Annotated in this window: 9 protein-coding genes; 6 read left to right on the plus strand and 3 right to left on the minus strand. The window is 64.1% G+C overall.

The window, feature by feature from the left end; translation table 11 throughout:
- Window position 1: 1 nt before the first annotated feature.
- Window positions 2-577: a transcriptional regulator BetI gene (gene betI, locus AL072_RS17120; RefSeq protein ID WP_045583048.1), complete on the minus strand. Its 576-nt coding sequence runs from the start codon at window positions 575-577 to the stop codon at window positions 2-4.
- A 151-nt stretch (window positions 578-728) separates the two neighbouring features.
- Between betI and AL072_RS17125 the strand changes: the two genes are divergently transcribed.
- The 6 genes from AL072_RS17125 to AL072_RS17150 all read left to right on the plus strand — a co-directional run bounded on the left by AL072_RS17125 (window position 729) and on the right by AL072_RS17150 (window position 9,870).
- Window positions 729-1,709 (plus strand): choline ABC transporter substrate-binding protein, encoded by a 981-nt coding sequence (locus AL072_RS17125; RefSeq protein WP_045583047.1) that lies wholly within the window; start codon window positions 729-731, stop codon window positions 1,707-1,709.
- A 250-nt stretch (window positions 1,710-1,959) separates the two neighbouring features.
- The gene (locus tag AL072_RS17130) at window positions 1,960-4,608 is read left to right on the plus strand and encodes a sensor histidine kinase (RefSeq protein WP_245636819.1); all 2,649 of its coding nucleotides are present in this window, start codon (window positions 1,960-1,962) and stop codon (window positions 4,606-4,608) included.
- A 93-nt stretch (window positions 4,609-4,701) separates the two neighbouring features.
- The gene (locus AL072_RS17135) at window positions 4,702-6,237 is read left to right on the plus strand and encodes an ABC transporter substrate-binding protein (RefSeq protein WP_245636820.1); all 1,536 of its coding nucleotides are present in this window, start codon (window positions 4,702-4,704) and stop codon (window positions 6,235-6,237) included.
- Between the two features lie 11 nt (window positions 6,238-6,248).
- Entirely contained in the window at window positions 6,249-7,694 is a 1,446-nt protein-coding gene (locus AL072_RS17140) for a sensor domain-containing diguanylate cyclase (RefSeq protein ID WP_045583377.1), read from the plus strand.
- A 382-nt stretch (window positions 7,695-8,076) separates the two neighbouring features.
- On the plus strand, window positions 8,077-9,054 hold the full coding sequence (locus AL072_RS17145) for a pyridoxal-phosphate dependent enzyme (RefSeq protein ID WP_045583046.1): 978 nt from the start codon (window positions 8,077-8,079) through the stop codon (window positions 9,052-9,054).
- Between the two features lie 159 nt (window positions 9,055-9,213).
- Complete coding sequence (locus AL072_RS17150; RefSeq protein WP_245636821.1) at window positions 9,214-9,870, plus strand: YitT family protein; 657 nt, start codon at window positions 9,214-9,216, stop codon at window positions 9,868-9,870.
- 21 nt (window positions 9,871-9,891) lie between these two features.
- Here AL072_RS17150 and AL072_RS17155 read toward each other — a convergent pair whose 3' ends face one another.
- A complete protein-coding gene (locus tag AL072_RS17155) occupies window positions 9,892-10,614 on the minus strand; it encodes a protein tyrosine phosphatase family protein (protein WP_045583044.1) in 723 nt (240 codons plus the stop codon).
- 53 nt (window positions 10,615-10,667) lie between these two features.
- Window positions 10,668-11,702, minus strand: coding sequence for a hypothetical protein (locus AL072_RS17160; protein ID WP_045583043.1), 1,035 nt, complete (start codon window positions 11,700-11,702; stop codon window positions 10,668-10,670).

Raw genomic sequence — 11,702 nt, forward strand, 5'->3', positions numbered from 1 at the left:
CCTAGGCGTCGAGTTCGGAATCGAGGTAGCCCAGCGCCACGGCGCGCGCGGCGCTGCCATCGATGGCGCCGGTCAGGGCGAAGCGCAGCCACAATCCGTCGATCATCGCCGCCAGCCCGACGGCCACCCGCTCCGCACGGTCCGCCGGCAGCAGCGGGCGCAGCGCGTGCAGCAGGTTGGAATGCAGGCGCCGGGCGTTGATCCGCTGCAACCGCGCCAGCGCCGGATTGTGCGGCGCTTGCGCCCAGAAGCCCAGCCAGGCGGCGACCACCCGAGGCTCGAACTGACCGGGGGCGAAGTTGCAATCGACGATCGCCTCCAGCCGAGCACGCGGAGAGGTGGCAGTCGCCAGCCGTTGTGTCGCGTCGTCGCGCAACTGTTGCAGCATGCTGCGCATGGTTGCGGCCAGCAGTTCGTCCTTGCCGCCGAAATAATGATGGATAATGCCGGGCGACACGCCCGCGCCACGGCTGATCGTCTGGACCGTGGTGTCGGCCAACCCATGCTCGCCCATCGAGGTGATGGTGGCGTCGATCAACTGACGGCGGCGGATCGGTTCCATTCCGACTTTGGGCATGGGGTGTGTGGTCTCCTGTCCTTCTCCGCCGGCTCCGGTCCGAACCGGCGCCTTGGCTTGCGTGGCAACAGATGCGCCATTTTCCCCGTTCCGTCGATTGCGAAAACGACAGAACAGAAGAAACGAAAACAGAAGAAGTGGAGTTGACTACATGACGGAATGGAAGGCTCCGGCCAAGAGGGTAGCGGGTGTTCTGGCAGGGGTTGCGGCAATCCTGTCGCTGGCGACCGGCGGCGCGTCTGCTGCCGATCCGGCCTCCTGCAAGTCCGTGCGTTTCGGCGACGTGGGCTGGACCGACATTGCGGCGACGACTGCGCTTGCCTCCGTCACGCTGGACGCGCTGGGCTACAAGCCGACCACCATCATGTCTTCGGTCCCGCTGGTCTATACGGGCCTCAAGACCAAGTCGCTGGATGTCTTCCTCGGCAATTGGATGCCGACGATGGAGCCCTTTTTGAAGCCGGTGTTGGAAGACGGCTCGGTCGAGGTGGCGCGCGTCAACCTGGAAGGTGCGAAATACACGCTGGCGGTGCCGAAATATGCAGCCGACGCCGGGTTGAAGACCTTCACCGACATCGTGAAGTTCAAGGACAAGCTGGGCGGCAAGATCTATGGGATCGAGGCTGGCAACGACGGCAACCTGATCATAGACAAGATGCTGAAGGCGGATGCCTTCGGTTTGAAGGATTTTAAACTGGTTGAGTCTAGCGAGGCCGGCATGCTGGCCGAGGTCAAGCGGGCGGCGCGCTCCAAGGGGTGGATGGTCTTCCTGGGTTGGGAACCGCACCCGATGAACAAGAGCTTCGAGCTGACCTATCTGGAAGGGGGCGACGACTGGTTCGGTCCCAATCTGGGGGGCGCCACCGTGGCCACCAACGTCCGGAAGGGCTATGCCGCGGAATGCCCGAACGTCGGCACGCTGCTGTCCAACCTGAGCTTCACGCTGGACATGGAAAACGCCGTCATGGACGACATCATGAATGGCAACAAGAAGCCCGATGCCGCTGCCAAGGCCTGGCTGAAGAAGAACCCCGAGACTCTTGAGCGCTGGTTGTCCGGTGTCACCACCCTGGACGGGAAGGACGGCTTGGCCGCCGTCCGGTCGAAGCTCGGGGTTCCGACAAAGTCGTAGAAACTCCAGCAATGGGTTGCCGCCATCCGTCCCATCGATGATGCGGAAGGAGGCGGCAACCGCGGATGCCGCACAAGGGCACTGCCCCTTGTGCATGCTGTTCTTTATCCCTTTGCCCCAGCCCGTTGCTCTGATAAGGCCCAGATGGTCCTGAGTTCGGAGCGCTCGTGGCGGATCGCCCATCATCCTTTTTTCGATCACGGCGCGTTGCATGGGAAGCGTGCACACCTGCGCTTGCGGTGGCGGCGCCATGAGGATTCGCTCGCGCATTGCGGTGGTGGGAGGCGTTCCGGTCGCCGTGGCGGCTGTGATCGCCATCGCCGGCGGGCTGCTTTTGGGCCGCGGCGAGCGGGTGTATGAAGCTGCGGTGCTGGCCGGATCGGTCCACCGCGACGTGTTGGCCGCGACTGCGGCTCGCATCGATTATCTCCAGGTCGCTCCCGCCGAGCGTTCCGGCCGTGCTGCCCGGTTCGTGGCGCTGTCTGACGCAGCCGGTGCCGAACTCCGCCGGCTGGACAAGGTCGGGTCCACCAGCGCTCACCGGCAGGAAGTAGAGCGCGCTACCATGGTTCTGGAGCGCTATGTCGGTCAGATGCATGCCTTCATTGCGGTGACCGAAGCCAATGACGCGGCGGTTGACGACATGGGACGCTACGCCGCCTCGCTGATGGCCCTGACCGACCGTGCCCGCGAACGGCAGCATGCCGCAAATGTCGACCTGTTGGGATCGCTGACCGAGGCCGACCGGCGCCTGCGTGACAGCCGCGACGTGGTGGACGGCGCCCATGACCTGCGCGAGGCGATGCTGTCCCTGCAGCGGATGGAGGCGCAGCATGTCGCCGGCTTGGCCTTCGGCACCGGGCAACCATCAACCCCCGCCGATTTCCGCATCGCAACCGACAAACTGTTCGCCACCACCGCTCGGCTTCGGGACGCCCTGCGACGGACCGATCCGCTTGCCGACCGCTATCCGGCGCAAGAGGCCGCCGTCCGCTATGCCTCCGCAGTCGCCGCGCTGCAAGCTTCGGTCATCGCCCTGCGCGAAGCGCAGACCGGGCGGGACGCGGCGCTGGAGGGCTTTGAGCATGCGGTCGACGTCGTGGCCAATGCCGCGGATGGCGGCACGCTGGCCGAACGCATGCTTGCAGAGCAGGTGATCCGGACCCTGCCTGCGGTGCGGGCGCTGGTCCTGACCGGCACGTTGGACCGCCAGCCCGACGTGACCTACCTGTCCTCGTTGCTGCCGTCGTTGCGTCTGCCGCTCGACCGTCTGCGCGAGGCACAGGAGCGATCCGCCGAGGCGCAGCAGGCGCTGGAGGAGGCCCAGCGTGCCGGTACCGAGGCGGCGGCGGCCATCGAGGCATTGACCGCCCGAATCCTGATGGTGAAGTCCACCGGCTACGCCGCGGTGCAGGACGAGGTGGTACAGCTGATCGCCTATGCCATCCAGGCCAACGATACGGAACAGGAGACCCAGAACGTCGCCGTCGTCGCCTTGCGGCTGGGCCGCCGGGCGGCCGAAGCGGTCGCGGTACGCGACGCGGATGAGGCGGATCGGATCGTCGACGATGCCGGCATCCTGCTGGCGACCGTCCGCAGCCTGCCCATGTCGCCGCTGTTGCAGGATGAGGTGCTGTCGGCGATCCGCAACTGGCGCGACAGCCTGGGACGCACTGCGGCGGGGCTACGCCGACTGAACCAACTGCTGGTTGCCATGGATCGCAACGCTGGTGCCCTGGTGGAGACCGCAAGGCAGTTGGACGAGACCTTCCGCGACGAGGCCGCCGGCATCGGCGAATTGCTGACCCGCATCCTGATCGTGGGCGCGACCATCGGCCTGCTGCTGGGCGGTGGTGCGGCCCTGGTCGTCGCGCGTTCGATCAGCCGGCCGGTGCTGCGCCTGCAAGAACAGATGACCCGGTTGGCAGACGATCCGCTGGCTGGCCGCATCGACGGCACCCGCCGCCGTGACGAGTTCGGGGCGATGGCCCGGGCCGCCGACTTCTTCATCCGCGAGATCGGCCTGCGCGAGCAGGCGGCGCGCCAAGCGAAGGAACGTGCCGATCATGCTCTGGAGGACCTGCGCCGCACCCAGGCCGACCTGATCCAGGCCGAGAAGATGGCCTCGCTTGGAGCGCTCGTTGCCGGTGTGGCGCATGAGATCAACACCCCGCTCGGCAATGCGTTGATGGGCGCGACCCATCTACAGGACAGGCTGGAAGCAGTCGTACGGCTGGCCCGCGACGGGAGCCTGCGCCGCGGCGATTTCATCGATTTCCATAGCACGGCGGAGGAGTTGACCCGGTTGATGGTGCTGAACCTGCGGCAAGCGGGTGAACTGGTGCAGAGTTTCAAGCAGGTCGCAGCTGACCAGACCAGCGGGGAGGCACGATGTTTCATGCTGAAGCCTTATCTGGAGGATCTGGCGACCAGTCTCAGCCCGTCATGGCGGCGGGCCGGTCATACCTTGCGGGTGGAGTGCCCCGAACCTGTGGAGATCGACGGCCATCCCGGTGTGCTGGCGCAAATCCTGACCAATCTGGTGATGAACTCGATCGCCCACGCCTATGACCAGGGTCAGCAGGGCCATCTGTCCATCACCGCGGCGCCGATCATGCCCGACATGGTGGAACTGGTCTATGCCGACGATGGCAAGGGTATCGCACCGATCCATCTGGGGCGGGTGTTCGATCCCTTCTTCACCACCCGGCGCGGGGCAGGGAACACCGGGCTCGGCCTGCACATTGTTTACAACTTAGTGGCGAATGCGCTGGGTGGCCGGGTGTCGGTCGACAGTGCCGTTGGCTACGGTGTCCGTTTCACCATTCGCTTCCCACGTCGTTTTGCTACTGATAACATGAGATCATTGGTTGAGGCACAGTCTTCGCTGGAGCATTGAATGCTGGTGTCCCGGACGTTTCGGATGAATCCCTTTGCAAGAGGTTTGGCCGTTTCCACTCTTCTTTTGGGCTTGACGGCAGCCGGGCCGGCAATGGCGGACAAGTCCCTGGTATTTTGTTCAGAGGCTAATCCGGAAAGCTTCAATCCGCAGGTCACCACCACCGGCACCAGCATGAATGCGGCATTGCCGCTCTACAACAATCTGATTGAGTTCGTGCGCGGCACCACTCGTGTGATGCCCGGTCTGGCGGAATCCTACACGGTGTCGGAAGACGGCCTAACCTACGAGTTCAGGCTGCGCCGCGACGTGCGCTTCCATGCCAACGACCGTTTCACGCCGACCCGGCTGTTCAATGCGGACGACGTGCTGTTCTCCATCGAGCGGCAATGGAAGGACGGCCATCCCTTTCACAAGGTGGGCAGGGCGACCTACGACTATTTCAAGGATATGTCGATGGCTGCGCTGCTGAAGGCAGTGGACAGGATTGACGACCATACCGTCCGCATTACGCTGAATCGGCCGGAGGCCCCGTTCCTGGCCAACCTAGCCATGCCCTTCTCCTCGATCCAGTCGGCGGAATATGCCGCGGCCCTGATGGAAGCCGGCACGCTGGACCTGTTCGACGAGGAGGCGGTCGGCACCGGACCGTTCCAATTGGTTTCCTTCCAGAAGGACGTGGCGATCCGCTACAAGGCTTTCGAAGGATATTGGGGCGGGCGCCAGCCGCTGGACACCCTGATCTTCGCCATCAATCCCAACGCCGCGGTGCGGCTGAACAAATTGCGGTCAGGCGAATGCCACCTGATGGTTTTTCCAAACCCGGCCGAATTGGCGAAGATCGGCAGGGATCCAAATCTGGTTGTTCAACGGCGCGAGGGACTGAACCTCGACTATATGGCTTTCAACACGCGCAAGGCCCCGCTCGACGATGCGCGGGTGCGCCGCGCCATCACGCTGGCGGTCGACAAGCAGATGCTGCTCGACGCGGTCTATCAGGAGGCCGGCCGGCCGGCCAAGAACCCGATTCCGCCGATCATGTGGTCCTACGACGACAGCATCGGGGATTATCCCTTCGACCAGAACGAAGCCCGCAGACTGCTGGCCGAGGCGGGGCATGCGGGCGGCTTCACACTCGATCTGTGGTACCCACCGGTCGCCCGTGCCTACATGCCCAACGGCAAGCGCGCGGCGGAACTGATCCAGGCCAATTTGGAGCGCGTCGGCATCAAGGTTAATCTGGTTACCGACGAGTGGCGGGAATACCGCCGCCGCTTGGCGCTGGGCGAACATGACATGGCGATCTATGGCTGGACCGGTGATAACGGCGATCCGGACAATTTCCTGTTCTTGTTGCTGGGCTGCGACGCCGCCCGCCCTGGCGGCGGCAACTTCGCCAAATGGTGCAACTCCGCCTTCGAAGACCAAGTGGTGAAGGCCAAGCGCACCAGCGTACAGGAGGAACGCATCGCTCATTACCACGCGGCGCAACGCATCTTCCATCAGGAATTGCCCTGGTACCCCATCGCCCACTCCATCGTGTCCGTCGCCCTGCGCAGGGAAGTCCGGAATTACCGGATCGATCCCTTCCTCCAGGTGTTCACGGGCGTCGACATCGAGAGCGAGTGAGCGCCGCCGCCATGTCCAACCGAGACGAGGAACTGTTCGCGGACGAAAGCCTGTTCGCCGCCGCCGACAAAGACCGCAGCATGGCGCCGCAGGCCGAACCCTGGCCGGTGCTGGTGGTCGACGACGATGAGCAGGTCCACGCGATGACCCGCCTGCTGCTGAACGATTTCGAGTTCGAGGGGCGCCGCTTCGCCATCGTCAGTGCATTTTCCGCAGTGGAGGCGAGGGCAATCCTGGCCGAACGGTCGGACCTGCCGGTGGTGGTGCTGGATGTGGTGATGGAAACCCATGATGCCGGCCTCCGGTTGGTCCATCACATCCGCCGCGACCTGGGCAACCGTCATATCCGCATCATCCTTCGCACCGGCCAGCCCGGACAGGCGCCGGAGCGCGAGATCATCGTCACCTATGACATCAACGACTATAAGAGCAAGGCGGAGCTGACCGCCCAGAAGCTGTTCACCAGCGTGATCAGCGCGGTGCGTGGCTGGCGTGACCTTGTCACCATCGAGACGCTGAACCAGTCTCTGGAACGCCGAGTGGCAGAACGTACCGCCGAACTGGAACGCCAGACGGCGCTCGCCGACGAACAGCGCCGTTTCATCGAGAATCTGGTGGAATTGATGCCGAGCCCGGTCTGGTACAAGGACGCTGCCGGCCGCTACGCCCTGTGCAACCGCGCCTTCCGCGAACTGTTCTCCGACAACGCGCAACAGACCGAGCGGGCAATCGGCAAGGCCCGGCGGATGGAGACCGGACAGGTGGAACAGACGACCGAGACCGATGCCTTTTCCTTCGAAGCCAGCGTGGTTGGGCCTGGAGGCGATACTCGCGAGTTGCTGGTGGTGAAACAGCCGCTGACGGCTTCCGATGGCAGCGATGCCGGGTTGATCGGTATCGCCGCCGACATCACCGAACGCCGCCGGATGGAGCGCGAACTGCACCGTCTGGCAACCACTGACCCGCTGAGCGGCGTCCACAATCGCCGCCATATCCTCGATCTGCTGGAACAGTTGCTGACCGGGCAGGAGGTGGGGAATTCCAGGCAGGAGACCGGCTCCGCCTGCCTGATCATGCTCGACATCGACCATTTCAAGCGGATCAACGACGGGTTGGGGCATGCTGCCGGCGACGACGCCATCCGCAAAACGGTCGACGTGATTCGGGGCCATCTGCGTGTCTCCGACCAGCTCGGTCGGATCGGCGGGGAGGAATTCGCCATCCTGCTTCCGGAAACGTCACGCGGTGCCGGCATCGCAATCGCGGAGCGGTTGCGCGGCGGATTGGCAGCTTTGGCCATACCGCTGAGCGATGGCCGGCACTTCCAGCTGACAGCCAGCTTCGGCCTGACCGAAATCCGGCCGCTGGAGGATACGGTGGAAACGGTTCTGGGCCGGGCCGACCAAGCACTGTACCGTGCCAAGGCCGGCGGACGGAACCGGGTGGAGCTGAATTGATGGCAAAGCAACGCTCTGCGGCATTTTGGACGATGACGGCTTGACCGCCGCCGCTGCAACGGGTATGCAGATCCTATGAACATCACCGCCACCATGCGAATGCGAATTACCGGCCCGGCGCTCTGAGAGCGTCGGAAAGTTGCCGCGTTCGTGTTCACTGGTCGTGTGGAGTGTGTGGCGTGTCGCTGCACCTTGTGGCACCCGGAGCCCCCAATCCGGTTCATGACAAGTCCAACTGTCTGACCGCCGTTCTGGCGCCCAATGGTGGCGCCCGTCTTGGCGAGCGAATGTGTGGCTCGGCGCGAATTATCCACCCGGTCCGCTGAGGCGGTCCGGGTCACGCCCGCTCTACCCGAAAATTCGTTTGTCGAGGATCATCGCGATGTTCACCGCGCATGCCGATGCCGCGCGCACCCTGTCCGTCTGTACACCCGGTCACGCTCCCGATTTTGAAGACCGTCTGCCCGCGTGGTTGCCGCTGTTGGCGATGACCGACGCCGCCCGCAGGCTGTCCGGCCAGATCGTTCGCACCCCGCTGCTCCATGCGCCGACGCTGGGTCGTGAGCTGTGGCTGAAGGCCGAGGTGTTCCAGGCTACCGGCGCGTTCAAGGAGCGTGGCGCACTGAACCGCCTTCTGCGCCTGACGGCGCCGGAACGGGCCGCCGGGGTGGTGGCGATGTCCGCGGGGAACCATGCGCAGGGCGTCGCGCTGCACGCCGCCCGACTGGGGGTGAGGGCGACCATCGTGATGCCGGAAACGGCCCCCCGCTGCAAGGTGGAGCGCACCGCCGAACTCGGAGCGGAGGTGGTGCTGCATGGCGCCACGGTGGGCGAGGCGAAGGGCAGGGCGCTGGAGTTGGCGGCGGAGCGGCGGCTGACCTTTCTCCACCCCTATGACGATCCCGACGTCATCGCCGGTCAGGGTACGGTCGGACTGGAAGTGCTGGCTGACAGGCCGGATGTGGAAACCGTAGTGGTTCCGGTCGGCGGCGGCGGACTGCTGGCCGGTGTCGCCGCAGCGGTCAAGGCCCAGCGCCCGTTGGTCCGGGTGATCGGCGTCCGGCTGGCCCGGCGTGGCGGCCCGACGCTCGCCGATGGCATCAATGTCCATGCCCTGGGCAAACTGCCCCAACTCATCGTCGACACCCTGGTCGATCGCATCGTGGAGGTGGAGGAAGCGGAAATCGCCGCGGCGATGCGTGCCTTGCACGGCTCTTTCGGCGTGGTGGTGGAGGGTGCCGGTGCCGCTGGAGTCGCCGCCGTGCTGAGTGGCCGGCTTGGGCGCACCGGCCGGACGGTGGCCGTCCTGTCCGGCCGCAATGTGGACGGGGATACCCTGGCAAGGACCTTGGCGGCATAACGACAGCAACCCCGGCACCAAAGGACCAACGAAGAGGTCCATGGCTGGGCTGAGCGCATAGCTGTTCCTTTGCCCAATCGAAGTATGGATAGGTCAGCAAAAATGACCTATATTGGAGGCTGCATGTAAAAACTCCGGCGACACCGAAGGGTGATTGGCATGACGAACAATTCAACGCAGACCATTTCGTCATCCCCTGCACCGGTAACTTACGATCGCCCTCGTGCTGCGCATAGCTTCTTCGATAATCTGCAGGGTCAATTGTTCGGAATCGTGATGACGTCGTTCGGTATTGCCATCCTGCATGCTGCAGGGTTGGTAACCGGTCAGGCGGCAGGGCTTGCCTTTGTAATTTCTTATGCAACGGGCCTGAATTTTGGACTCTTGTTCTTCCTGGTCAACCTGCCTTTCTACTTTCTTGCGCTTGCCCGGATCGGCGTCGGCTTCACCATCAAGTCGCTGATCGCCGTTACCGGTATTTCCGTGCTGTCCAGCCTGTTGCCTTCGATGATGAGCTTCAACGCCATCAACCCTTATGTCGCGGCGGTGCTCGCGGGATTCTGTGTCGGGATCGGCGTGATCGGACTGTTCCGCCACGGCGCGAGTGGCGGTGGGGTCGGTATCCTCGCTTTCTACCTGCAGGAGAAGACCGGTTTCCGCGCCGGATGGCTGCAGGCACTGTTCGACTTGGCGGTTTTCTCGGCCGCGGCCTTCGTGCTGGAGGGGCCGGCGCTGCTGGCCTCCATCCTGGGTGCGGTGGTGCTCAATGCATTCGTCGCCTTCAATCACCGGACGGACTGGTACGTCGCCCGGTGATATCGGGGTCGCCGGGTCGCGCTACTCGCGGCCCAGCACCCGGTCGACCACGGCGTCGGCCCATTCGCGCGACCGGAAGCTGGCCTTGGCCTCCACCGGATCATAGACGTGCTCGACCCAGTCCCAGAACGGGATAGGGCGCTTCTGGTTGTAGGCGGCGTACAACTCGAAGAAATAGTCGAGAATGCCAGTCTTCGCCTGCTTGAAGTGGCCGTATTTCCAGGACAACTGTTGCATTGCCCGGTCGAGCGATTGACCTTCATGCGCGAACAGGTACAGCGTCGACATGAAGCCGGCGCGATCTGCCCCCGACTTGCAATGCATCAGTGCCGGATAGGTCATTGTCCGGAACAGCTCACGCGCTTTCAGAAGCGTTTCCTTCTTCGGCATGTCACGGGAGTTCACCGGGAAGTCGACCAGTTCCAGCCCGTGGGCGCTGCAGGCCTCCGCCTCCAGGATGTAGGAGGCGCAGTCGCGCGATCCCCGCAGGTTCAGGATCGTCTTCACCCCGTTACGGCCCGCCAAGGCGATGTGCGATGGCGAGGGCTGGCTCGCCCGGTACATGTTGGGCGAGATACGGTAGGTGTTGGAATAGATCAGCCGGAAGCAGGCATGATCGATGAACACACTTTCCAGGTGGCCCAGTGCACGCTGCCAAGGCGTCGCCATGCGGCTGCGGCCGCGCTTGATCGCGTCGGCCAGCGCCGTGGTGGTGACCGCCCGCAAATAGCTCTTCTTCGCCAACTTAGACCTTTCGACTCTGACGGAACGCCAACATAGGCACGGTCGTCGTTCCGTCAAGAACCCGTCATGCCGCGGAGCTGCGAAGCCAGACCCGCAGCCCGGCCCTGAAGCCGGACATACATGCCGTGCTGCGCCGCCAGGGTCAGGACGATTTCCATGTACAGGTTGATCAGGCCGTTGGCGTAGAAGGCCGGACAGCCGGTATAATGCCGCTCGCCTACCATCGCCGTCGGTTCGATCAGGTCGGTGTTCAGGACGATCAGATCCTTGTCGGGATCGTAGAGGAAGGCCGACTGGTCGGGGCGCAGGGGGTGGATGGCCTGATGGTCGTCGGCCTCGATCCTGCCCGCGGCCATGAACTGGCACAGCATGCCGAGACTGCCCATCGCCAGCGGCAGCACCTGCTTCAGGCTTCGGCGGACAAGGTCGTCATAGGCGGCAGCCTCCAGGCCGGGGCGCAGCAGAGGCGCCGCTTCCACCAGATTCCAGCAGACATGGAGCGCGGTATGGCTGCCGGTCTTAGTGATCGACAGCATGTCGTAGCCCGACGGACCGTGAAGCACCGACTTCTGCAATTCGCGGCCCAGGACATAGCCGGCGGCGGCAAGCTCGGTGATGGTGCCCTCTTCCCGGCAGTGCTCCTCTTCCACCATCACCTTGATCGCCCAATCCTTGATGACGGCGTCCAGCAGGTGGCAGACCGAATCGCGCAGGAAACCCACCATGCGATCGGGATCGGCGGCGGCCATGTTCTCAGGGTCGGTGAAGTCCAGACCGTGCGGCGAGTCCGGCGGGGTCGACAGCCGAAGTTGACCGGTTTCGTCCAGCGGCATGCGGGCGATGATGTGATCGCGAAGGTCGACATAGAGGACGCCCAGCAACGTGTTGATCGCGACCTTCTCGAAATCCTCCTTGCGGGTATCGCCATGGGCAGGGCAATGGCCGGCAAGGGCAAGCAACTCGTCGCTGAAGAAGTAATTCGGATCTTCGGCGATGCGGTGCAGGATGGGCGCAAGGTTGATCCGGGTCATCCCGGCCTCTTCATGCGCCGAGGCGTAGGCAAGGGCGAAGTCGTTGGTCCGGGCCAT

The organism is Azospirillum thiophilum (assembly GCF_001305595.1).
GTDB classification, from domain to species: domain Bacteria; phylum Pseudomonadota; class Alphaproteobacteria; order Azospirillales; family Azospirillaceae; genus Azospirillum; species Azospirillum thiophilum.

Coding starts and splice junctions, on each gene's coding strand:
- betI (WP_045583048.1), bottom strand. CDS start 577: ATGCCCAAAGTCGGAATGGAACCGATCCGCCGCCGTCAGTTGATCGAC.
- AL072_RS17125 (WP_045583047.1), top strand. CDS start 729: ATGACGGAATGGAAGGCTCCGGCCAAGAGGGTAGCGGGTGTTCTGGCA.
- AL072_RS17130 (WP_245636819.1), top strand. CDS start 1,960: ATGAGGATTCGCTCGCGCATTGCGGTGGTGGGAGGCGTTCCGGTCGCC.
- AL072_RS17135 (WP_245636820.1), top strand. CDS start 4,702: ATGGCGGACAAGTCCCTGGTATTTTGTTCAGAGGCTAATCCGGAAAGC.
- AL072_RS17140 (WP_045583377.1), top strand. CDS start 6,249: ATGTCCAACCGAGACGAGGAACTGTTCGCGGACGAAAGCCTGTTCGCC.
- AL072_RS17145 (WP_045583046.1), top strand. CDS start 8,077: ATGTTCACCGCGCATGCCGATGCCGCGCGCACCCTGTCCGTCTGTACA.
- AL072_RS17150 (WP_245636821.1), top strand. CDS start 9,214: ATGACGAACAATTCAACGCAGACCATTTCGTCATCCCCTGCACCGGTA.
- AL072_RS17160 (WP_045583043.1), bottom strand. CDS start 11,702: ATGGCCCGGACCAACGACTTCGCCCTTGCCTACGCCTCGGCGCATGAA.